General features: G+C 70.9%; 21 protein-coding genes, 1 tRNA gene, 1 pseudogene and 1 riboswitch. Of the genes and pseudogenes, 10 read left to right on the forward strand and 13 right to left on the reverse strand.

Annotated elements, in window-relative coordinates; genetic code table 11:
* Window positions 1–9: 9 nt before the first annotated feature.
* Entirely contained in the window at window positions 10–960 is a 951-nt protein-coding gene (locus P0Y31_RS04505) for a hypothetical protein (RefSeq protein WP_275866851.1), read from the reverse strand.
* Window positions 909–2,249 (reverse strand): pirin family protein, encoded by a 1,341-nt coding sequence (locus P0Y31_RS04510; RefSeq protein WP_345803609.1) that lies wholly within the window; start codon window positions 2,247–2,249, stop codon window positions 909–911. Before P0Y31_RS04510 ends, P0Y31_RS04505 begins: the two co-directional genes overlap by 52 nt.
* An 86-nt stretch (window positions 2,250–2,335) precedes the next feature.
* Between P0Y31_RS04510 and P0Y31_RS04515 the strand changes: the two genes are divergently transcribed.
* Window positions 2,336–3,091 (forward strand): phosphodiesterase, encoded by a 756-nt coding sequence (locus tag P0Y31_RS04515; RefSeq protein ID WP_275866852.1) that lies wholly within the window; start codon window positions 2,336–2,338, stop codon window positions 3,089–3,091.
* Between the two features lie 41 nt (window positions 3,092–3,132).
* On the opposite strand, the gene P0Y31_RS04520 is transcribed toward P0Y31_RS04515, so the two are convergent.
* Entirely contained in the window at window positions 3,133–3,786 is a 654-nt protein-coding gene (locus P0Y31_RS04520; protein WP_275866853.1) for a hypothetical protein, read from the reverse strand.
* A gap of 177 nt (window positions 3,787–3,963) precedes the next feature.
* Here P0Y31_RS04520 and P0Y31_RS04525 point away from each other — a divergent pair, with 177 nt between their 5' ends.
* Both P0Y31_RS04525 and P0Y31_RS04530 read left to right on the forward strand, forming a co-directional pair.
* Window positions 3,964–6,126 carry a sensor histidine kinase gene (locus tag P0Y31_RS04525; protein ID WP_275866854.1) on the forward strand — a complete coding sequence of 721 codons (2,163 nt, stop codon included), beginning with the start codon at window positions 3,964–3,966 and terminating at the stop codon, window positions 6,124–6,126.
* On the forward strand, window positions 6,119–6,775 hold the full coding sequence (locus P0Y31_RS04530; protein ID WP_275866855.1) for a response regulator transcription factor: 657 nt from the start codon (window positions 6,119–6,121) through the stop codon (window positions 6,773–6,775). Before P0Y31_RS04525 ends, P0Y31_RS04530 begins: the two co-directional genes overlap by 8 nt.
* A gap of 13 nt (window positions 6,776–6,788) precedes the next feature.
* Here P0Y31_RS04530 and P0Y31_RS04535 read toward each other — a convergent pair whose 3' ends face one another.
* The gene (locus tag P0Y31_RS04535) at window positions 6,789–7,703 is read right to left on the reverse strand and encodes a hypothetical protein (RefSeq protein WP_275866856.1); all 915 of its coding nucleotides are present in this window, start codon (window positions 7,701–7,703) and stop codon (window positions 6,789–6,791) included.
* An 88-nt stretch (window positions 7,704–7,791) separates the two neighbouring features.
* Between P0Y31_RS04535 and P0Y31_RS04540 the strand changes: the two genes are divergently transcribed.
* Window positions 7,792–8,583, forward strand: coding sequence for an alpha/beta fold hydrolase (locus tag P0Y31_RS04540; RefSeq protein WP_275866857.1), 792 nt, complete (start codon window positions 7,792–7,794; stop codon window positions 8,581–8,583).
* Here the strand turns inward: P0Y31_RS04540 and P0Y31_RS04545 are convergent.
* Window positions 8,552–8,971, reverse strand: a complete 420-nt coding sequence (locus P0Y31_RS04545; RefSeq protein ID WP_275866858.1) for a cyclic-phosphate processing receiver domain-containing protein — start codon at window positions 8,969–8,971, stop codon at window positions 8,552–8,554. The two genes, P0Y31_RS04540 and P0Y31_RS04545, sit on opposite strands and share 32 nt — an antisense overlap.
* Window positions 8,972–9,010: 39 nt before the next feature.
* Window positions 9,011–9,120, reverse strand: a riboswitch (SAM riboswitch).
* A gap of 100 nt (window positions 9,121–9,220) precedes the next feature.
* Here P0Y31_RS04545 and P0Y31_RS04550 point away from each other — a divergent pair.
* Window positions 9,221–9,979, forward strand: a complete 759-nt coding sequence (locus P0Y31_RS04550) for a class I SAM-dependent methyltransferase (protein ID WP_275866859.1) — start codon at window positions 9,221–9,223, stop codon at window positions 9,977–9,979.
* Window positions 9,980–10,178: 199 nt separating this feature from the next.
* On the forward strand, window positions 10,179–10,499 hold the full coding sequence (locus tag P0Y31_RS04555; protein WP_275866860.1) for a GYD domain-containing protein: 321 nt from the start codon (window positions 10,179–10,181) through the stop codon (window positions 10,497–10,499).
* Window positions 10,500–10,634: 135 nt separating this feature from the next.
* Here the strand turns inward: P0Y31_RS04555 and P0Y31_RS04560 are convergent, their stop codons facing one another.
* Together P0Y31_RS04560 and P0Y31_RS04565 are read right to left on the reverse strand one after the other, a co-directional pair.
* Window positions 10,635–11,312 (reverse strand): DUF4304 domain-containing protein, encoded by a 678-nt coding sequence (locus P0Y31_RS04560; RefSeq protein ID WP_275866861.1) that lies wholly within the window; start codon window positions 11,310–11,312, stop codon window positions 10,635–10,637.
* A 53-nt stretch (window positions 11,313–11,365) separates the two neighbouring features.
* Window positions 11,366–11,438: transfer RNA gene (locus P0Y31_RS04565), tRNA-Lys, on the reverse strand.
* A 569-nt stretch (window positions 11,439–12,007) separates the two neighbouring features.
* Between P0Y31_RS04565 and P0Y31_RS04570 the strand changes: the two genes are divergently transcribed.
* Window positions 12,008–13,762 (forward strand): SpoIIE family protein phosphatase, encoded by a 1,755-nt coding sequence (locus P0Y31_RS04570; RefSeq protein ID WP_275866862.1) that lies wholly within the window; start codon window positions 12,008–12,010, stop codon window positions 13,760–13,762.
* A gap of 100 nt (window positions 13,763–13,862) precedes the next feature.
* Here P0Y31_RS04570 and P0Y31_RS04575 read toward each other — a convergent pair whose 3' ends face one another.
* The 4 genes and pseudogenes from P0Y31_RS04575 to P0Y31_RS04590 all read right to left on the reverse strand — a co-directional run bounded on the left by P0Y31_RS04575 (window position 13,863) and on the right by P0Y31_RS04590 (window position 16,430).
* The gene (locus tag P0Y31_RS04575) at window positions 13,863–14,240 is read right to left on the reverse strand and encodes a hypothetical protein (protein ID WP_275866863.1); all 378 of its coding nucleotides are present in this window, start codon (window positions 14,238–14,240) and stop codon (window positions 13,863–13,865) included.
* Window positions 14,241–14,575: 335 nt separating this feature from the next.
* Entirely contained in the window at window positions 14,576–14,950 is a 375-nt protein-coding gene (locus P0Y31_RS04580) for a hypothetical protein (protein ID WP_275866864.1), read from the reverse strand.
* A 345-nt stretch (window positions 14,951–15,295) separates the two neighbouring features.
* A pseudogene (locus P0Y31_RS04585) lies at window positions 15,296–15,511 on the reverse strand (IS30 family transposase); the annotation flags it as partial.
* A 178-nt stretch (window positions 15,512–15,689) separates the two neighbouring features.
* Window positions 15,690–16,430 carry an alpha/beta hydrolase gene (locus P0Y31_RS04590; RefSeq protein WP_275866865.1) on the reverse strand — a complete coding sequence of 247 codons (741 nt, stop codon included), beginning with the start codon at window positions 16,428–16,430 and terminating at the stop codon, window positions 15,690–15,692.
* A gap of 111 nt (window positions 16,431–16,541) precedes the next feature.
* Here P0Y31_RS04590 and P0Y31_RS04595 point away from each other — a divergent pair, with 111 nt between their 5' ends.
* From P0Y31_RS04595 to P0Y31_RS04605, 3 genes are all read left to right on the forward strand, one after another.
* Window positions 16,542–17,516: a YafY family protein gene (locus P0Y31_RS04595; RefSeq protein ID WP_345803610.1), complete on the forward strand. Its 975-nt coding sequence runs from the start codon at window positions 16,542–16,544 to the stop codon at window positions 17,514–17,516.
* 204 nt (window positions 17,517–17,720) lie between these two features.
* A complete protein-coding gene (locus tag P0Y31_RS04600; RefSeq protein ID WP_275866866.1) occupies window positions 17,721–18,449 on the forward strand; it encodes a class I SAM-dependent methyltransferase in 729 nt (242 codons plus the stop codon).
* Window positions 18,450–18,746: 297 nt separating this feature from the next.
* Window positions 18,747–19,130 (forward strand): cupin domain-containing protein, encoded by a 384-nt coding sequence (locus tag P0Y31_RS04605; RefSeq protein WP_275866867.1) that lies wholly within the window; start codon window positions 18,747–18,749, stop codon window positions 19,128–19,130.
* Between the two features lie 195 nt (window positions 19,131–19,325).
* On the opposite strand, the gene P0Y31_RS04610 is transcribed toward P0Y31_RS04605, so the two are convergent.
* Together P0Y31_RS04610 and P0Y31_RS04615 are read right to left on the reverse strand one after the other, a co-directional pair.
* Window positions 19,326–19,832 (reverse strand): SRPBCC domain-containing protein, encoded by a 507-nt coding sequence (locus P0Y31_RS04610; RefSeq protein ID WP_275866868.1) that lies wholly within the window; start codon window positions 19,830–19,832, stop codon window positions 19,326–19,328.
* On the reverse strand, window positions 19,829–20,179 hold the full coding sequence (locus tag P0Y31_RS04615) for a metalloregulator ArsR/SmtB family transcription factor (RefSeq protein WP_275866869.1): 351 nt from the start codon (window positions 20,177–20,179) through the stop codon (window positions 19,829–19,831). The genes P0Y31_RS04610 and P0Y31_RS04615 overlap by 4 nt, the downstream gene beginning before the upstream one ends.
* Between the last annotated feature and the right edge of the window lie 174 nt (window positions 20,180–20,353).

Genomic DNA, 20,353 nt, shown 5'->3' on the forward strand with positions numbered 1-20,353 from the left:
CTGATCCTGTCAGGAAGCCTCGACGGTGTACCTCGTGACCTGGTCGTCCTGGCGCACGACCACAGCCCCGTCCTCTGCGAGCAGCAGGTCGGCGGGGTGCTCGGTCACGAGTCGCGCGACGACCTGGCCGGACGAGTCGTCGCGCAGGGCCAGCACGCTCACCCGACCCGTGGAACGAAACGGGTTGAGGCGCAACGAGTCCTGCTCCTCGGCCGCGCTGAGGCGGCTCGTCTGGTGGGGTTCGGGGACCTCCGACCGGGGCACGGAGGTGCGCGCACCGCGGTCGAGCGCGTAGCGCTCCCACGCGCCGCCACGTTCCACCCAGAGGTGCTCCGAGGCGGTGAACCAGCGGGAGGGGACCGCATCGGCGCAGACGCCCTCGGTGACGCTGGTCCACGCCGGCGACGTGCCGGCATACAGGGTCGTCACGCAGCGGCCGCCGCTGGCGTGGGCGACGACGACGGGCCCGTCGGCCACGGGCAGCACGGCGGCGCCGGCGACGAGGGCGCGTCGACCGGTGGCCGGGTCGACGAGGTAGAACCCGCCGCTGCCCTGCACGTGCAGCACGGCGATGCGTGGCAACGACCCGGCGGGGCTGGTCAGCGCCGTCGTTCGGGCTGTCTGGCCTGGTGCGTCGGTGGTCCACGCCCGGCGACCGCGGCCGTCCACACCGACCAACTCGCACTGCTGGCCGTTGCCGGAGGCCGGGCAGACGCGCAGCACCGTGCCGTCTCCGGCGGCCGCCAGGGGCTGGATCGTGGCGGCCTCGTGCGGTCGCCAGGTCCAGCGGGCAGAGGCGTCGAGCCGCACCGAGTCGACCCGGTCGTCGCGCACGACGACCATGCGGTCGTCGGCGACCCACCGTGAGCCGCCGGTGACCGAGCCCAGACGCACGGTCTTCCCGGTGGTCAGGTCGATCGAGGCGTTCTCCCGGCTGACCAGGGCCCGCGCGGCGAGCATCTCACCGTCGATCGCCCGCGCGGCCCACTCGCCGGCCAGTCCGGTCGTGCGGGGGAGGGTGAGCAGGGGCCCGCCGATCGCGAGGCCGGCGGCCACCAGGGCGGCGGTGACCGCCGCCCAGGCCGGCGGTGACCGCCGCCCAGGCCGGCACGCGGCCACGCAGTGCCACGGCGAGGGCGCCGCCGACGAGCAGCACGCCCACGACGTATGCCGCGGACACGGGCAGCAGGACGCCGACAGCGACGAACGCGGATCCGGTGGCCGCAGGGGCCAGGGCTGCACGCGAACCCCTCATGCGGTGGGCGGGGCGGGTTCTGGCGCGGACGGATCCTCACCGGCGGCAGCTCCGGCGCGGGGAGCCGGGCCGTCCGGCCCTCGTAGCCGACCACCTCGCCGAACCGGTCACTGCCGTCCTGCCACTCCTGCCGGAACCGCTCGATCTCCTCGTGGGAGCGCCCGACGAAGTTCCACCACATGAGGATGTCCTCCTCGAAGGGTGTGCCGCCGAGCAGCACGAGCCGGCCGGGCTCGGCCGAGTCGTTGCGCAGCGTCAGGGACCGCAGACCGCTGCCGATGAAGCCCAGCGCTGCCCGGGGGACGGGCACTCCCTCGAGGCCGATTCCCTCGGTATCGGCCAGCACCCCGTGCTCGAAGGTGGGGTCGACGCCGACGGTGAGGTGCGCGCCCGGGTCGAGCACGACCTCCGCCCCGAGGAGTGGCGTGAACGTGCGCACGGGAGAGGACTGCCCGAGCAGCGTGCCCAGGAAGACCCGCACGGTGGCGCCCCGGACGTGCACCGCCGGGGGCACGTGGTGCTGGAACATCCGAGGCTCGTCGCGGGCGTCGTCGGGCAGCGCCACCCAGAGCTGCACGCCGTGCAGGACGCGCGTGCCGGGGGTGGAGACCTCCGAGTGCGCGATGCCGTGGCCGCCGGTCATCAGGTTCACCTCGCCGGGCCGGACCATGGCGTGGTGGCCCCCGCTGTCGCGGTGCTCGATCTCGCCGGAGAAGAGCCAGCTCACCGTCTGCAGGCCGGTGTGCGGGTGCGGCGGGACGTCCATCCCGCCCGAGCTGCTGACGTCGTCCGGTCCGTAGTGGTCGGCGAAGCACCAGGCCCCGATGAGCGAGCGCTGCCGCTGCGGGATGGTGCGGCGCACGGTCATGGCGCGGGGCCCACCGAGGGGCACCTCGCGTGCCTCGAGCACCTCGACGACCGGCCGCCCGCCGGCCTCCGGCGCCGGTTCGTGCTCGCACTCGGTCTCCACCGGCCGGGTCTCGAGGTTGCTCATGGCGCCCAGTCTCGCACCGGCCGCAAGCGGGACCGGCCGATCCTTGGCATGGTGGGTGGCCGGGGCGCGACACGGAGGAGGAGCCGATGGTGCACGCACTCGTGGGCACGGCCGGACGCACCGCGGGCCTGGCGGCGGGTCTCGGACTCGGTGCGGTCTTCGGCGCGGTGGCGGCGCTGCGCCGGGGTCGTCCCCTGCACCCCCAGGGGGTGACGCTGCGGGCGGGCCTGCGGTGCGACGGCTCCGGCAGGAGCGGTGTGCCACTGCTCGACGACGCGGGCGCGTGCGAGGTCACTGTGCGGGCGTCGCGGGCGACGGGCCTGCCGGCGTGGCTGCCTGACGTCTACGGCCTCGCGCTGCGGCTTCCGCGGCCGTCCGGCGGCGACGGGGGTCCGGCAGACGTGCTCTTCGCGTCAACCGGCGACTCGGGGCTGGGCCGCTTCGCGCTGTTGGTCCACTCCCAGCTCACCGACGGCCCCCTGACCACGCTCCTCCCGGTCAGGTCGCCGGCGGGGCCGCTGCTGCTCCGCCTGGCGGCGGTGCCCGGGGCGCCCGAGCGCGAGGTCGGACCCAGCCTGCGCGTGCCCGAGAGGCTGTCCCTGTCGTATGCCGTGGGCACCGGTCCCTGGGTCGCCGTTGGCGAGGTGGCGCTGGGCGAGGCGGTCGAGGGAGAGGGCGACCCGCGCCGCCACGACCCGGTGGTGCACGAGCTGCCCGGGACGTCGCAGTACCCGGTGGTGCGGGCGCTGCGCGAGCCGGCCTACGCCGCGGCCCGGCACCAGCAGGTCGAGGGTGGGCAGACACGGGTTCGGGGTGTCACCGAGCGCCACAGCACTCGATAACACCCCGAACGGCGAGGGAGCGGTCCCCGAGGGTGACCGCCTCACTCCTCGGAGGCGCCGGTCAGCTCGGGGCGACGGGTGAGCAGGAGGCCCAGCGCGGCATACCCGATCACGAGGTGGGCGCCGCCGACCCAGCGGGCCACGCCGTCACCGAAGAGGAGGAACGTCGGCACGGTGACGACGGCCCAGGTCTCGGCCACCATCGGCCAGAAGCGCAGGGCGCCCTGCCAGCGACCGGCAACGGCCACCTTGATGCCGATGACGAACATGCCGAGCATCGACAGGGGCCAGAACACGTCGAGGACCATCACCGGCGTGCTGTCGCCGATGCTGGCCGGCGTCAGCCCGTGGATCAGGGACCACAGCGAGGCCAGGCCCAGGAGCACGTACTCGACGCGGATCATCGCGCGGGCCTTCCTCGTGACTCCGGTGGCGCCCGTCCTGAGCATCGCGGTCAGCAGCGCGAAGACGCCGACCTGGAAGAAGAAGCCGGTGATGTCGCCGACCCGGGAGCCGATGCCCTCGCCGTTCGGGCCGAACACGAAGGTGCTGGCGGCCCACAGCAGAGTGCCCGTCATCAGGGTCAGGCCCAGCCGGCGGATGGTCCGCTGGTCGACCGCGGGTGCGGCGGAGGACTGCGGCCGGTGGGTGTCGGTGCGGGCGAGGGCCGGCTGGGTGGTGAGGGTGTCGCTCATGGTCATTCCTTTGCGTCTCGTCGCGGTGCCCCTTGCACCGCCTCGCACCACAGTCGGGGTCGGGCGTCCCGGGCCCACAGGTGCCGGAGTCCGCAATCGAGTCCCCTGAGTTGTCCCGGGCGACCCGGGACTGCGATCCCGGGACAGCGGGACTCCACGCTTGCGACCATGTCGCCTGTGACCACGCAGACCACCAGCAGCGCCCCCGCCGAGGCGGCGGCTGCCACGGCCCGCGGCAGCCGGGCCGGAGCGGCGCTGGCCGCCGTCGCGGTTCTGCTCACGCTGGCGACCGTGGCGCTCGACATCGCCAACGCCCGCACCGGCATCCCCGAGGTGGCTGAGCTCGAGCCCGGATGGGTCGGCTGCCTGACCGGGCTGGCCCAGGTGGTCCCGGGGGCCCTGCTGCTGCGCCAGCTGCCCCGACACCCGGTGGCCTGGTTGCTCGTCGGCTCGGGCCTCTTCTGGGTGGTCGACTCGTTCTGCAGCAGCTGGACCGCCTACGCCGTCTACACCGAGCCGGGGCTGCCCGGCGCGTCGGCGTCCTTCTACTTCTACCAGCGGCTCGGCGCCGGGCTGCTGCTCGGACTCCCGCTCATCCTGCTCGTCTTCCCGCACGGCCGGCTGCCCCGGGAGCCGCTCTGGCGGCGCCTGTCGCTGGCGAGCATCGGGCTCACCGCCCTGCTGCCGGTGCTGCTCGCGGTGGTGCCGGCGGAGACGGCCGAGCGGTTCGCAGGCGAGTCTCTGGACCCGGCTCTGGACGCCTTGAACCTCGACCCGTTCAGCATCCCGCTGCCCTACGGGGTCTGGCAGGTGCTGCTCACGGTCGCCTACGCCGGCATCTTCCTCAGCCTCGTCGTGCCGCTGATGGTGGTGGTGCGGCGCCACCGCGCCGCCGACGCGGTGGGCCGCGCCCAGATGCGGTGGCTGGTCTGGGCGGCGGTCGTCAACCTGCTCGTCATCGTGCTCGGGATGCTGGCTGCCGACCCCGTGTCCGGGATCCTCCTCGGGGTCGGCGTGGGTGTCACGTCGGCAGCGATCGTCGTCGCCGTCACCCGCCACAGCCTGTATGCCGTGGACCGCCTGATCTCCGCGACGCTCCTCTACGCGCTGCTCGCTGCGGCCGTGGTGGTCATCGACGTGCTGGTCTTCGCCCTTGCGGGGGCCGTTCTGGGCCAACGGGACTCGGCTCTGGTGGCCATCGCCGTGGTGGCTGGTCTGTACGCGCCGCTGCGCGACCGGTTGGCCGCGGTCGTGCGTCGCCTGCGCCGCGGCTCGCGGGAGGACCCGTATGCCGTGGTGTCGGCGCTCGCCGAGCAGCTCGAGGTGTCGGCGTCGCCCGACCAGCAGCTCGTGGCGGTCGCCCGCGCGGTCGGTGAGGCGTTCCGCTCGCCCTACGTCAGGGTGGAGATCGACGGCCCGTCGGGCGAGAAGCAGGTGGTCGAGCACGGACGTCCCGCAGGCCGGTCGGTGGAGCTGCCGGTGGTCTACCGCGGCGAGCGGGTCGGCCTGCTGACGCTCTGCCCTGCCGGCAGCACCGAGCTGTCGGAGCACGACCAGCGGCTGCTCGGCGACGTGGTTCGCCAGGCCGCCGCGGCGGCGCGGGCCAGCGAGCTGAGCGCGAACCTGCAGGCCATCCGCGAACAGCTCGTCACGGCGCGTGAGGAGGAGCGCCGCCGGCTGCGGCGCGACCTGCACGACAGCCTCGGTCCCAGCCTGGGGGCCGTCACGCTGCGGATCGAGACGGCGCGAAACCTCGCCTCCCGCAACGCCGCCGAGGCCGACCGCCTCCTCGAGCAGGCGACGGCGGACGTCGCCGCGGTGCTGGCCGACGTGCGCCGGCTGGTCCACGACCTGCGGCCGCCCGCCCTCGACGAGCTGGGCCTGGTGCGGGCGATCACGCAGCTGGTCCGACGGCTCGAACCGCCGGACCTGTCGATCACCGTCGAGGACGACGGGGTGGACGGCGCGTCCCTGCCGGCGGCTGTCGAGGTGGCGGCGTTCCGGATTGCCTCCGAGGCGGTCAACAACGCCGTGCGCCACTCGGGCGCCCGGCGCTGCGCGGTGCGCCTCGGCCTCCACGGGGCGGGGCCGGAGGGCGGTGCTGGGCACCTGGGCAACGCACTCGTGGTCGAGGTGCGCGACGACGGCCACGGCATACCTGGTGATGTCGCCGCGGGGGTCGGGATGCTGTCCCTCCGGGAGCGGGCCGCCGAGCTGGGCGGGACCGTCTCGGTGGAGTGCCCGGCACCTGGCGGGACCGTCGTACGGGCGGTCCTGCCCTGCACCGTGATTCCCGGCGCCGGAGCGCCGCAGACGACAGGAGCCACTGCTGATGCCTGAGCCGATCCGGGTGCTGCTGGCCGACGACCACCCCGTCTACCGCGACGGGCTGGCCGCCCTGCTCGCCTCGGTCGACGGCCTCGAGGTCGTGGCCACGGCCGAGGACGGAGCCGCCGCCGTGGCGCTGGCCACCGAGCTCCAGCCCGACGTCGTCGTCATGGACGTGCAGATGCCCGGGCTCGACGGCATCGAGGCGACCCGCCGGCTCACTGCCGCAAGCCCGCACATCGGCGTGGTCATGCTGACGATGGCCGAGGAGGACGCCACCCTGTTCTCCGCCATGCAGGCCGGGGCCAGGGGCTACCTGCTCAAGGGCGCCAACCAGGCCGAGATCACGCGCGCCGTGACCGCCGTGGCGGGAGGCGAGGCGATCTTCGGCCCGGCCGTCGCCCGTCGCATCGCCGACTTCTTCGCCGCGGGGCCGGCGGTGGGATCCGCTGCCGAGCAGGCCTTCCCGCAGCTGACGGCACGGGAGCGGGAGATCCTCGAGCTGGTCGCCGCCGGGAGGCCCAACGCCCAGATCGCCTCGACGCTGTTCCTGTCGCCGAAGACGGTGCGCAACAACGTCTCCAACATCTTCGCGAAGCTGCACGTGGCCGACCGGGCCGAGGCGATCGTGCGTGCGAGGGAGGCGGGCCTGGGCCTCTAGAGGTCCCGCCGCGTCACCGGTCCGGCAGGACCTTGGGAAGGAGTGGCCGACCTGAGGCGGCGTCGAGCACCGGACGGTCGCCCAGTTCGGTCCTCAGCGGCACGGTGACCTCCTCGAGGCGCAGCATCGCGTTGCAGGCCTGGTCCGGCGGTGGGGCGAGGGCCGTCCCGCCGACCACGACGACCTCGTCGGTCTCGAGCACGTGTTCTCTTCGCTCGGTGTCGCAGTCGCCGCTGCCGAGCGTCACCGTGAGGGAGTCGGCGGTGTGCGAGACGACGTCCTGTCCGTAGAGCAGGCGGCGCCTGCCGTCGGTGGGGGTCTCGGAGAGGTTGCCCGGCTCGAAGTCGCCCGGCTCGGCTACATCCTCGATTGCGACCCTCACCACCGGATCGGACAGGCCCTGCACGGTGAATGCCCACGCCGGCACCTGCGCCGGGCCCCTGGCCGTGGCGAGGGTGGTCCTGACGGCTCGCGCGCCGGTGATGGTGACCCAGTCGCAGCCGGTGCCGGATGCCGGGGTGGGGCAGGGGCCCGAGCGGGGGTTCAGCATCGCGTCGTAGGTTGCCTGCGCGTCGAGGGTGTCGACCTCGACGGTCGAGCCGTCCGGGTCGCGCACCTGCCCGGTGCCCGGCGTGGTGGGCAGGGCGGTGGCGGTGCGCACCCAGCCCCCGTAGAACGCGGCCTTGAGGGTCTCACGCGGGGTCCAGTCGGGCTCGATGGTGAGGCCCTGTGCGGGGACGATGCTGGTGCGCCACCGCTCGAGGAGGTCACCCTCCGTCCAGACGGCCGCCACCTCTCGGGCGCGCCGGTCGAAGAGGGCGGAGGCATCGCCTGCCGGAGCGCCATCCCCGTTGCTGGAGCCGCACGCGGTGGCGAGGCTCACCGCGAGGAGGGCGACGGCGGTGAACACGGTGGTCCGGCGCGGCATGCCGGTTGGACGTCGGGCGCACTACAGGAGTTCCGTCGACCCGCGCTGAAGAGGTGGACGGCGCTGGTCACACCTACGCTGGCCGGCAATGAGTGAAGCGACCGCGCCCCCCGAGGGCGAGACCCGGAAGCGGGAGACCTGGAGCCGGGTGGGCGCGGCCTGGGTGCAGGCGATCGAGGTCGCCCCGGTGACGGCGCCGCGCGCGACGGTGGTGCTCCTGCCCGGCCTGGGGCTGCCGCGCTACACCCGGCCGACCGTCGAGGTGATGGCCCGGCGCGGGCTGCGCTGTGTCGTGCTCGACCTGCTGGCGTGGCGGCGTCCCCGGCTGAGGGTGCCACCGGTGGTCGGGCCGATGGGCGAGGCCGCAGCGCGCTGGATCAGGGAGGCCGATCTCGCCTGTCCCCTTGTCGTGGTGGGGCACTCGACCGGCGCCCAGGTCGCCCTCGGTGCAGCCCTGCGCCTCCAGCTCGACCGCCCCGACCTGTCCCTGGTGCTGGCGGGGCTGACCTTCCGGCCCGAGCACCGCTCGTGGCCGGGGCTGCTGCGAGGCGCGGCCACGGCATACCGCAAGGACAGCCCCGCCGAGCTGGTCGTGGCGAAGAACATCGCCACGGTGCGCACCGACGTCTTCCGCATGGTGGAGTCGGGGAGGCGCGACCGCCCGGAGCTGCGGGTGCGCGACCTCGAGGTGCCGCTCGTGCTGACCGCCGGTGAGGCGGATTCCTTTGCTCCACAACAGTGGATGGCCGATGTCGCTGCGGCCGCGGGGAGTCCGTCGGCACGGGTGGAGGTGCTGCCGGGTTCGCACAACAACCTCTTCACCCACCCCGAGGAGGTCGCCGCCGTGGTCAGCGCGGCGGCGCCTGCCACCGCACCCTGATCCACATGTTCGCGGCGTAACTGCGCCTCGCGGGATAGCCCGCGGCGACGAGCTCGGCGCAGATCCGGTGCCCGTGGCGGATGTTGGAGCTGTGCACGCGGATGGTGGCGACCGGTTGGGGGCTGCCCGCTGCGGCCAGCTCGACGAGGTGGTCTACAACGGGTTGGGCCGTGTCGCCGAGGCTGAGGTCGTAGTCGATCCAGAGGTCGTCGATGGGGGTGTCGGCGAGCCGGCGGAGGAGGGCGAGCGCCTCCTCGGAGGTGCGAGCCTTCAGCGCCGGCCGGCCGTCCTTGAAGTCGCGCGTGTCGTCGACGAGCACGGTCAGCGGCCGTCGGCGGCCGCCGGGGTGGTCGCCGGACGGCTGGGCGGATGCGTGGCTGGATGGCACAGGACCTCCTGGTGACGGGGATCCCTTGGCTCGCGGCGGAATCCCCTGTTACCGGCCGGGTTCGGCACGGTCTGCTCTTCCCCTGGGGCACCTCCGCGGTGGAGGTTGCCGGGCAACAAGCCAGGTGCCTTTCGTTGCCTCTCCTGAGCTGCTTCCACTGTAGGAGAGAGCGCCGAGAGGGCTTTTTTCGTCGGGGCCGGGCCACCGCGTGTCAGACTCTGCGAGTCGTCTGAGGCAGGAGGAACCCCGGTGCGCGTGACCACCTACGGCCAGCTGATGGAGCTGCTCGACAGTCTCTATGCCGACGGCGCCGAGCGGACCAGCGACGCGGCTGCGGCGTTCTGGGACGGGCTGTTCCAGCGAGAGGGGCACCCGCTCACCTCCGAGCTTCCCGACGCCGCGCTGCCTGCCTGGCAGGCGGAGGCCCTGCTGCCGGGTGGACATGGGGCATCCGCCCTGGACGTCGGGTGCGGCTTGGGGCGCAACAGCACGTGGCTGGCAGCTCAGGGGTTCACCGTCACCGGCATCGACATCTCCCCGTATGCCGTGGAGACGGCTCGGTCGCGGATGGAGAGGTCGGGTGCCGCCGGTTCGGTGGCTTTGGGGTCGGGGCCCGACTACCGGCGCGTGGACTTCGTGCGCGAGCCGGTGGCTGGCGGGCCCTTCGACTTCGTCTACGACTCGGGCTGCTTCCACCACCTTGCACCGCACCGGCGGATCTCCTACATGGAGGCTCTGTCTGCCGCCCTGGCGCCGGACGGCGTGTACGGCATCTGCACGTTCATGGCCGGGGAGATGGGGAGCACGGCGTCGGACAAGGACCTGCTGCTCCAGGGGCACCTCGAGGGCGGGGTCGGGTACACGCTGGATGAGCTGGCGGAGATGTTCTCCTGGCTGGAACTGGTGGACGCCCGGCTCATGCCGCCCGGCCACACCCACGACGAGCCGACCTTCTCGCACGGCTTCCTGCAGGTGGCGCTCTTTCGGCGTCCTTCTACGTCTTCCTGACGGGTGCGCCGCCTGCATGCCCGGGCGCGGTCGTGGCGACCGGCGGCATCTCCTGTCATCGGGCCGTCCTATCCGCGTGCTCGACACGCTCGCTTTCGCGTGGTCCCGGTTCACCCGGCGCTCACCACGATGGGGGTTGTTGCGCAGGTGTGCTGGCTGAAGCGTGGCTCCCATCCGTGGCGACCTGGAGGAGGACCACATGAGCCGCTACATGATCATCGCGCGGTACGACAGTGCTGGAGCCAAGGGAGTCCTGGCCAAGGGCGGCAGTGCCCGGGCGGCCGTCGTGCAGAAGCTCGCCTCTGACCTGGGCGGACGCATGGTGACCTTCGACTTCGCCTTCGGGGAGGACGACGTGTTCACCCTCTGCGAGCTGCCCGACAACAAGGCCGCGGCTGCTGTCGCCCTGGCCGTGAACTCCAGCGGGCTGGCCCATGTCCGGACCGTCGTCCTGATGACTCCTGAGGAGGTTGACGAGGCGACCGAGCAGAGGGTCGACTACACGCCCCCGGGCCAGTGACCTGGGAGCCCGGGCGACAAGGAGCAGCCGCGGCCGGCTGCAGTGTCGATAAAAGGGGCCGGTTCGACGGTCCGAAGCGGCGACCTGCCGCGAAGGGGAGGCTGGGGTGCGACCTTGGTTGGGCCCGCTGAGTGATCAGGGTGCAGAACCGCCGAGCGAAGCGCCCCGGCGGCGTGCCCACGAAGCGGTCGCCAACGGCAGCTCAGCGAAGTCATGACCTGCCCAGCTGTCCAAGCGCTGGCACGCCTCCTGCAGCTCCGTTCCGCCGACCTCCGTCAGGAGCACCGCGCGCACGATGTCTCTCATGCCAGGGCGGTCGTTGAGGGGCGTCTGGTCATCAATGAGTCCTGAGTGCATGGCATCGAGGAGCCGGCCAGGCCGAAGGAGCTCCAGCAGAGGATCGAGTGCGCCAGGGAGGGCCGAGGTCATCCGAGCCGCAACCGTCGCCGCCTCCTCGACTCCATCAAGGGGCCAACCGGCGTCGGATCTGCCTTGGCCGTCATCGGGTGCTGAACGGGCCCGGTACAAGCCATCCCACTCGCGAGCCCTGCCCTTCGGGCTGTCGCTGCCCCACGGGGTGTCACCAGCGCACTCATGAGTCCATGCCCACCAGGCGGCCGGAACGATGGCCAGGTTGACGTAGAAGTCGCCGAAGTCACCTTCGTTGTACCGGCCTGGCTGGATGTCGACTACCGCCACGTCGTCGCCCTGCTGAAGCCGCCACGTCGGAAATGCGCCTCGAAAGCCAAGGCTGCGGAGGAGGGGGCCGAACTCTGTTCTCAGTGCCCCCTTCAGCGCCTCCTTGGCCAACACGGGAGGCAGTCTGGCATGGAAGCTCTCCGGCGGATTTCTGACCTGCGTGTTCGTGGGCCCCGTGGGGCTCGAACCCACAACCTACGGATTAAAAGTCCGCAGCTCTGCCAATTGAGCTAGAGGCCCGGGGGGTCAGGGTTTAGTCGGGAGAACCCTCGGGATAACTCCCGTGTAGTTCGCACCGCTGACCGCGAGAAGACCATACCGGTTGTGGCGCGGTGATCGGCCGGCGCGCCTGTTGCGTGGCCTCCGCTGCCCCTTGCCGCCGACGGTGCGCAAACCTTGCTGCCGCGCAATCAACTGCGGTGCCGGGGAGACCCGGCCGCTGGCCTTGCCCACCGCTGCCCTCCAGTGACGAGCTCACCGTTTGCCATGCGCCGGTGGACCGGCCGCCCTTGTGGCGGACCTCCGCAGCGCATGCGTGCTAGGGGCGTCCACACCGTAGGCACGACCGGATCGCGGCAGATGAGTGCACTTACGGGAGCCGCCGGTGGACACGGCAGGAGCGCTCACGGGCCGCTTGCTGCCTCCCGGGACGAGGGGCACGGCGCCGCCGCCCTGCAGCGGACCACGGTGAAGGAGATCGCCCAAGAGGCCGCAGCGGCCCGACGATGAGCAAGGCGGCCGATACCGACCAGAGCTAATCGTGCTCATCGGGGCAGGGCGGGTAGCGTGTCGGTTAGGAGGTGCGCGGAATGCACCGCTACATCGACGAGTTACGTCTGCTGCAGGCGATCCGGCTGGCGGTGCTTGCCACCGATGCGGCGGGGACCATCACCTTCGTCAACCGGGCCGCGACCGAGGTCTTCGCCACCGTCGACGCCGAGCTGGTCGGTCACCAGGTGCACGACCTGATCGCGCCCGGCGCCAGCGACGGTCCGCTGGACCTCGACGCGGTGATCGCGGGTGATACCTGGCGGGGCGACCTGACCCTGCGGCGCCCTCGCGGTGACACCTTCGTCGCAGCCGTGTCCGGCACACCGGTCCGCGACCCAACCGGCCAGATCACCGGGATCGTGGTGGTCGCGGAGGACATGAGCGAGATCCGCTCCGCCGAGGCGGCCGCGGCCTCCAGCGAAGCGCGCCTCCGGGTTGCCCACGAGGCGGCGCAGCTGGGGAGCTGGCACTGGAACCTGGCCACGGGCGAGGTGGTGTGGGACGAGCAGCTCGAGGCGATCTACGGCATGGCGCCGGGCACCTTCGGCCGCAGCTACGAGGCATGGCTGGAAACGGTCCTTCCCGAGGATCGTGACCAGGTTCTCGCGGCTGTCCAGGCGGCGTGGGAGGCCCGCTCGACCTACGTGCTGCGGAATCGGATCCGGTGGCCCGACGGGACGCTGCGCTGGATCGAGGCGCACGGCAAGGTCACCAGCGACCAGCACGGCAACCCCACCGGGACCATCGGCTGTGTACGCGACGTCACCGAGCGGATCGAGGCGCAGCAGCGGGAGGCCGCGGCTGCGGCCCGTGCCCGCCTTCTGCAGGAAGTCACCGCAGGCTTCGTCCGCGCCTCGACGCTCGACCAGGTGGAGGCGGTGCTCGCCCACAGCTTGGAGCAGCTGGCGGAGATCCTGCCCGCGACTGTCGAGCTCAAGGTCCCCGACGACCTGACGAGCATCACCGAGGGAACCTCGTTCGTGACGAGCGCTGACACCCCTCTGCCCGTCGAGGACAACCAGGTGCTCGACATCCTCGCGTCCCAGTGCGCCATCACCGCTCAGCGGGCCCAGGCTCTGGCCCGCACGGTCGACATCGCCGAGCAGCTCCAGTTCAGCCTCGCCGCCAGCCCCTTGCCGACGGTGGAGCACCTCGACCTCGCGGTGCACTACGCCCCCGGAGGCGACGAGATCGAGCACGTCGGCGGGGACTGGTACGACGCCGTCGCCACATCGAACGGGCGGCTGGCCCTCGTGGTGGGCGACGTGATGGGCCGAGGGGTGAGCGCGGCAACCACGATGATCCGGGTGCGAGCCGGCATCCGCGGCTTGCTTACCGTGAATCCGGGGCCCGACGCCGTGCTCACCGCTGCCGACGAGATGGTCGCCCGAGACGCACCCGAGCAGTTCGTGACCGCCGCGGCACTCCTGGTCGACCCGGTGACAGGAGAGATGTCCTTGTGCAACGCCGGGCACATCCCTCCGGTGGTGGTCGGCCCCGACGGCCGTATCGAAGTGCTGCGCGGCCAGGAGGGCCCGCCCTTGGGCGTGCTGGGGGACTCACACCGATCAGTGGTCACCCATCACCTGCAGCCCGACTCGCTGCTGATCATGGTGACGGACGGAGTCGTCGAGTCCCGACGCCACGACATCGACCACGGGATCAGGCTCCTCTGCGACCGGGCCGCCGACCTCCGCGACGCTCCGGTGAAGGAACTGGTCCAAGGAATCGCCGCACTCGCCGACACCTCCCTGCACGATGACGTGACCGTAATGGCCGCGCGACTGCGGTGACGGCCCTCCCCGGACAACCACGCGCTCATCGGCAGATCCGGATGCCGCAGCGGCGGACGGCGCCGCTGACTACGGTCCATGAACTCTCTGGCAACGCGGGTCAGTCGATAGCACGCGGATCAAGCAGCTCCTCGCTGATGTCCTCCCAGCGGAAGGCAGCGCGCCACTCGTCGTGAGCTGACTCATGGAGTTCGGAGGTCCAGCCCTCGAACGCATCGGCCACTCGGTCCCGCGACAGGGTGCGCGTCATCAGGTGTCGCGGGGGGTCGTCGTCGCGCACCTCAAGCCGCAGCAAACCGTCGCTTTGGTGCAGAACTTGGACATAGCGACCCGGATGGTCGAGGTTCTCCAGGATCAGCACGCCGTCTCCGCGAGGCAACGTCTCCAAGCGCCCGAGCACCTCATCGCGGCTTGGGCCACGGATGATCCTGGGGTTGGTGCCGTGCAGCTTGTACCGCCGCGCCTGACTTCGGTTCACAGCGAGACCGTAGCGGTTCGGGAATCGGGTGGACCGGCCACCGATCATCCGCCCACCGGCACGTTGGTACGTGCAATCAGCGGCATGAGAGTGCGTTTCGCGCCAACGGGATACGGCACAGGGCTACGTGTGACGGCCGCCGCTTGTCACGGGAATGAGTCCTTGGCGTGTCCTACTTGCTCGGACCCACAGGGTCAGAAGGGGGGTTCGGCGGATCCCAGGGGTCGCGGTCCTCGGGCAACGCGGGCAAGGGTCTGACAGCTTCCTCGCTGCCGTCGTCCACCCCTCTAGGTGAAGCTCGAGGGGGTGACGGCGACGAAGGTCACGCCCGGAGCCTAGGACTCGGGACCCGAGTCGAAGAACATCGTGAGCCGCTTGATGCGTCCGTCGCCAGCGAACTCCACGAAGTCGGCTCCCGAAAGCGTCAGAACTCCGCTCTCATACTGGGCCCACCTTCCCCGCAGACGATCCCCGAGCAGCTCCGGCTCGGCGGTCGCACTGACCACCATGCCAGGTGAAGCCTCGTGCTGCTCTTGGATGTACGCACCGAGCGCGACGCGCCCGATGAGCCCGTCGGGAGTGTCTGGGTCAAAGAGCTCTCCGTCCTCGGCCCACGCTTGGGAGAGAAGTTCTGCTCGCGCAGCCGCGTCGAGTTTGCCATCCCATGCCTGGGAATAGAGGCTGAATGCGGTCTTCGGATCGATGCTCATCCATCACCCGCCTCGATCGCGCTCGACTCATGAACCCGAGCAGTCTTACGTGCAGCCTAAGTCCTTGAGTCGAGGACCGCGACGCAGGCAGTCGGCCAAACGCAGCAGCGATGCGTTACTGGTGCGGAACAACCCCGCCACGGAGTCATCCCGCCTCCTGGCCTCGGACCGTCGAGCTCCATGGCAGCCGGACGTTCTCAAGACCCATGTCCCATAGCTGGAACTGCGCCGAAAAGGCTGAAACATCCCAAGCCGGAAAAACTTCCTGACCACCCAACCCAGAGTTTACGAGTTCCGATCTCAACCAGCGACACCACGCCCGCTCATCTGTGCCGGTTCAGGCGGTCATCGCAACACCTCTGCCAGTGCTTGTGATGGTGTCTTGAACTTCAGGGTCTGTCGAGGTCGTTCGTTGAGCTCTTGGGCGATGGCGTCGAGGTCGGCCTGGGTCAGGGTGCGGAAGTCCAGCCTTCTAGGCAGGTACTGACGCAGCAGCCCGTTGGTGTTCTCGTTGCTGCCGCGCTGCCAGGGCGATTTGGGGTCGCAGAAGTAGACCTGTACGCGCGGCGGGCAACTGCGGCGAGCACGGTGCTCTGGCCTGCGCCTGACATTCCGGTCAGCAGCACCCGTGCCATGCCGGAACCCTATGCCGCGAAAGCGCGGACAGCGGCCCATCAGCGACTTCCCTATCCGCGCCATCAGCGCGCGTCTTGCGCGCGAAGCAACGGGGCCCGAGCGCCTAGCAGCTGACCGACTCCAGCACCTTGGCAAGTTCCACCGGTCGGCTCACCATCGGCCAGTGCCACGTCGGCAGCTCGATGTACGTCCAGTCGCCGTCGACCATGTGCGCGAACGTCGGTGCGTACGGCGCCATCTGCCGCAGTTGCTCAAGGCTGAAGCTGCACAGCACGCCCGTCCGCGGCAGGCGCTCCCAGGCTCCGGTGAGCACGACCGGCTGGGTGGCGGTGCCCCAAGGCTGCGGCTGCGAGCCTTCGACCAGCGCGGCCACGGCGTCGTCGTCGACATCGGGCGCCTCGGCGGCGAGCACGGCCCAGGTCGGCGGCGGGAGCTTCCAGCCCTCGCCGTGTGTCATGACCAGCTCTTGGTTGGCCGCCCGCGCGTCGGGTCCTTCGAAGTCGGCCTGCGCCATGCCGTCCGGCAGGGGACCTGAGTCGATGTAGACCAGGCGGGCCACCCGCTCAGGCGCGCGGTCTGCCGCACCGGTCGTCACGAGGGCGCCGTAGCTGTGGCCGACGAGCACGACGTCGTGCAGGTCGTGCGGCTCGAGCAGATGCACGACGTCGTCGATGTGGGTCGTCAGGTCGGTCTCCGGCGAGGCGAGGTGCGCGCGCTCGCCCATGCCGGAGAGGTCGACGGCGTGTACGACGTGGCCGCGCTCGCTCAGCGAGTCTGCGACGGGGCGCCAGGCCGAGGCGCCGAGCCAGAAGCCGGGGACGAGGACGTAGGTGGTGGTGTTCATGACCACGACGTTAGAGTGGTTTGTGGACAGTTTCCGCCCGGTATTCAGAGTGCGCATCGCAGTTCTTTCTGGGCAGCTCCGGGGAGAGCCGTGACCCGCCCCACCGCACGCGTGCTGGCGATGCTGGAGCTGCTTCAGGCGGGCGGGCAGCGCACCGTCGGCGATCTCGCGGCGCGGCTCGGGGTCGACGAGCGGACCGTCCGGCGCTACGCCGAGCATCTTGCCGACCTCGGGATCCCAGTAGAGGCGCAGCGAGGCAGGTACGGCGGCTACCGGCTCTCACCGGGCTACAAACTGCCGCCGCTGATGCTCACCGACGACGAGGCCGTCGCCGTCGTCCTGGGCCTGCGGGCCGCGGAACGTGCGGGTCTCGCCACCACCGACCACGCGGCGACGGCGAGCGCGCTCGCCAAGGTGTCGCGCGTGCTGCCGCGGGCCCTGGGCCAGCGGCTCGACAGCCTGCTGTCGACCGCGCGCTTCACGACCCCGGCGCACGCCAGCGCTCCCGCCGGCGCCGACACGCTGCTTGATCTCGCCTGGGCAGCGCAAGCGCGGCGCACCGTCGTGATCGCCTACACCGCCTGGGACGGACAGGAGTCGCAGCGTGAGCTCGACGTCTACGGCCTCGTCTTCCACTCCGGCCGGTGGTACGCCACCGGACACGATCACGCCCGTGATGACGTGCGGACATTCCGTTTGGACCGCATCGGCTCAGTCAGGCAGGGCGACGGCTCCTACGTCGTGCCCGCTGACTTCGATGCGACGACACAGGTCGTGTCCGGCATCGCGGCGGTTGGGTGGTCGCACGAGGTCGCCGTCGTGCTGCGGACCACCCTCGCGGAAGCGGGCGAGCGACTGCCCCCGAGCGTGGGACGGCTGACCGAGCACCTTGACGGCGTGCTCCTCGAGACGCGCGTCGAGCACCTCGACGGCATGGCCTGCATGCTGGCCGGGCTCGGCTGGGACTTCGAGGTGATCACCCCCGACGCCCTGCGCGACGAGGTCCTTGCCCTGTCCGACCGACTCCGAGTCAGCGCGGTGCGCGGCGCCGTCGCCGGCACAACGGCTGGTCTGCGGAGTCCGTGAGCGACACCACCCGGCCGCACATCCCCAGCTCGTCGACGACCCCGTCCGGAGATCGGCACGAGTGGATCGCGGCATGAGCCGGCGGTCACTCCACGGGAAACCTGTGGTGACTGACCTGCCCCACTGATGTACTGGTGCGCCACCTGGGGTCTGCCGAGTTGACGGAGGTGGTCGTCGTGACGGGCTATGACGTGCTTGCCCGAGGTGTATGAGTGGCTTATCTCGGACGCGAAGTTGACGCCCGCCGAGTTCGCCGCGGCGTTCGCTGACTTCACTTGTCTCCTTCCGTCGAAGGCTCAAGTGCTCGATTGCTCATGCGGTACCGGGCAACTGGCGGTTGGCCTCGCCGGTCTCGGCATGCAGGTTGTTGCGACCGACGCCAGTGCAGCGATGGTTCGTCGGACTGAGATGTTGGCTGACGAAACCGGTGCATCGTTCTTGACGGTGCGTGCCGACTGGGAGGAACTGACCGACCATTTCGGGGACGCCACCTTCGACATGGTGTTCTGCGTTGGCAACTCGCTGCACCATGCCAAGGGGGCGAGAGGCAGGGTTGCTGCGCTGGAGTCGATGTCACGACTTCTGCGCCGTGGAGGGTGGTTGGTACTCACCTCCCGCAATTGGGAACTCGTGAGGGCCAGGGGCTCCCGGCTGGACATCAGTGACCGAATGGTCCGCCGGAATGGCCGCGATGGCCTCGTCATCTATCGCTGGGAAATCGCGCCGCAGTGGGAGCAGGAGCACCGCATTGAGATCGCTGTCGTGCAAGTCGAGGGAAATGGGTCGGTCTTGGTCCGCTCGGAACTGTTGTCGTGCTGGCCGTATCAATACGGCGAACTCGAATCTGAGTTGCACAGCGTGGGACTACGGGTCGAGAAGAGCACGTTCGACCCGGAGGCTGAGGGGTACGTGGTGGTGGCGACGAAGGAGTAGGCACCGGATGTGTTCCTGACGCACAGGGGTGCGGTGTCACCACCACCGTCGCGCGCGCTCGTCGGCAAGACCGCGCGGATCGCGGCAAAGGGGGACGGTCGCGTCTCCACCGAGAGCCCGGCGTCTCGCTCGCTCGGAGACTGCGGCTGGTGTTGCTGCACTGGAAGGTCTCCCGCCAGCCCGTCTCCTGCATGGGGTGCGTGCATCAGGCCGACTCGGTCACAGGCGCCTTGACATTCCGTTGCGCTCGAGAGCAGCGTCGAAGGTGCGCAAGTCGCGGGCAAAGGGGAGCGCGCCATGGGCGACGACAAGCGAGTGAAACTGATCCGACCGGCAGATCGCTCAGAGGGCCAGGTGACATCGGGCATGCGCCGGGAGCAGGCCGCCAGCACGGATCGCAGCTGGGCCGGCCACGTCACGACCGAGGCTGGGATGGTGTCCGGGTGGCACCACCACGGAGACTACGAGAGTCACATCTACGTCCTCTCGGGGCTGTTGCGCATGGAGTCCGGACCTGGCGGACAGGACGTGATTGACGCGCAACCCGGTGACTTTGTCTTCGTGCCGCCGCACACCGTGCATCGCGAGGGGAACCCGGCATCGGTAGAGGCCGCGGTGATCGTCGTCAGAGCAGGGGGCGGGGAGGTAGTGGTCAACGTCGACGGACCCGACGAGGCCTGACGCGGGATACGGCGCGGAGGCGGAGGGATCGTCTCCGCCCCAAGCCCACGTCACGTGGTGCGGGAGCCGCGGGCGCCCCATCGCGGCGTACCGACTCTGTTGAAGCGGGGGGCGACGGTGGTGCGTCCCGCGCCGTGGCAGGCCCCCACCCCCCGGGGGCGTTGTGGCGCCCCCGGGGCGGACCTGGGGTGGCCGCTAGGAACGGGCCCGGGCGGGCTCACCGGCGAGGATCGCGTCGATCTGGCCCATGGCCTGCGTGAGGCCCTCCTCCATGCCCATCTGGAGCAGCTGCTCCATCGCCTCGAGCGAGGGGAACCGTGACGAGATGGTCACGGTGACCCCGCCCGGCCGGTCGGTGATCTCCACCCGCATGACCATGGTCGGCATGCCCGGGTCGGGTGCCCCGGACTCGTCGGCGAAGCCGTCCTCGACCACCAGCAGGCGCGGCGCCTCGACCTCGCGCACATTCCACCACCCGCGGTGCCGGTCGCCCTCGGGCCCGGTCATGTAGTAGCCCACGTGCCCGCCCTCGCGGAGGTCGTGCTGCTCCACGGTGGCGGGGTAGGTCGGCGGTCCCCACCAGCGCTCGAGCTGGCGGGGGTCGGCCCACAGCTGCCAGGCCCGGTCCGCGGACACGTCGTAGTCCGAGGTCACGGTCATCGTGAGCTGGTCGGTGTCCTTGCTGATGCTGGTGATGCTCATGCGTTCTCTCCTTGCTTGTCCTCGTCCAACAGGTCGGCCATGCGCTCGAACCGGCCGCGCCACAGCTCCTCGTAGGCGGCAAGCAGCTCCTGGGCCCGTCGGATGGCGTCCGGCTGGCCGGTGACCCGCTGCTCCCGTCCGTGCCGGTGCTTGACCACGAGCCCCGCCTCCTCCAGGACGGCCACATGCTTCTGAACCGCCGTCACGCTGACGGGGTAGTTGCGCGCGAGGGCTGAGACCGAGTGCTCGCCCACGAGCACCCGCCTCACGATGTCGCGGCGCGTGCGGTCGGCCAGCGCGTGGAAGAGCCGGTCGATCTCGTCATCGGTGAACTGATCTACAACCATCAGGTTGTAAATACTCCTCCGGCTCGTCGCGATGCGCAAGGCCCCGACCGGGGGCGATGGGACCCGACACCGGGCGCCCGGAGGGGCGCAGGTCGCTATCTCCCGGTCTGGGCCGGTATGGGACATGACACACACCACCCGGGGTATCAAAGGGGGCCCAACGGCCTAGCGGAC

The sequence above is a fragment of the Knoellia sp. 3-2P3 genome (genome assembly GCF_029223115.1).
GTDB lineage: Bacteria > Actinomycetota > Actinomycetes > Actinomycetales > Dermatophilaceae > Pedococcus_A.

Excerpts from the sequence above, each read along its gene's own strand:
- P0Y31_RS04505 (WP_275866851.1), bottom strand. The coding sequence starts at position 960 with ATGCTCGCCGCGCGGGCCCTGGTCAGCCGGGAGAACGCCTCGATCGAC.
- P0Y31_RS04555 (WP_275866860.1), top strand. The coding sequence starts at position 10,179 with ATGAGCCGCTACATGATCATCGCGCGGTACGACAGTGCTGGAGCCAAG.
- P0Y31_RS04530 (WP_275866855.1), top strand. The coding sequence starts at position 6,119 with ATGCCTGAGCCGATCCGGGTGCTGCTGGCCGACGACCACCCCGTCTAC.
- P0Y31_RS04535 (WP_275866856.1), bottom strand. The coding sequence starts at position 7,703 with ATGCCGCGCCGGACCACCGTGTTCACCGCCGTCGCCCTCCTCGCGGTG.
- P0Y31_RS04615 (WP_275866869.1), bottom strand. The coding sequence starts at position 20,179 with ATGGTTGTAGATCAGTTCACCGATGACGAGATCGACCGGCTCTTCCAC.
- P0Y31_RS04540 (WP_275866857.1), top strand. The coding sequence starts at position 7,792 with ATGAGTGAAGCGACCGCGCCCCCCGAGGGCGAGACCCGGAAGCGGGAG.
- P0Y31_RS04570 (WP_275866862.1), top strand. The coding sequence starts at position 12,008 with ATGCACCGCTACATCGACGAGTTACGTCTGCTGCAGGCGATCCGGCTG.
- P0Y31_RS04580 (WP_275866864.1), bottom strand. The coding sequence starts at position 14,950 with ATGAGCATCGATCCGAAGACCGCATTCAGCCTCTATTCCCAGGCATGG.
- P0Y31_RS04520 (WP_275866853.1), bottom strand. The coding sequence starts at position 3,786 with ATGAGCGACACCCTCACCACCCAGCCGGCCCTCGCCCGCACCGACACC.
- P0Y31_RS04610 (WP_275866868.1), bottom strand. The coding sequence starts at position 19,832 with ATGAGCATCACCAGCATCAGCAAGGACACCGACCAGCTCACGATGACC.
- P0Y31_RS04515 (WP_275866852.1), top strand. The coding sequence starts at position 2,336 with ATGGTGCACGCACTCGTGGGCACGGCCGGACGCACCGCGGGCCTGGCG.
- P0Y31_RS04510 (WP_345803609.1), bottom strand. The coding sequence starts at position 2,249 with ATGAGCAACCTCGAGACCCGGCCGGTGGAGACCGAGTGCGAGCACGAA.
- P0Y31_RS04605 (WP_275866867.1), top strand. The coding sequence starts at position 18,747 with ATGGGCGACGACAAGCGAGTGAAACTGATCCGACCGGCAGATCGCTCA.
- P0Y31_RS04590 (WP_275866865.1), bottom strand. The coding sequence starts at position 16,430 with ATGAACACCACCACCTACGTCCTCGTCCCCGGCTTCTGGCTCGGCGCC.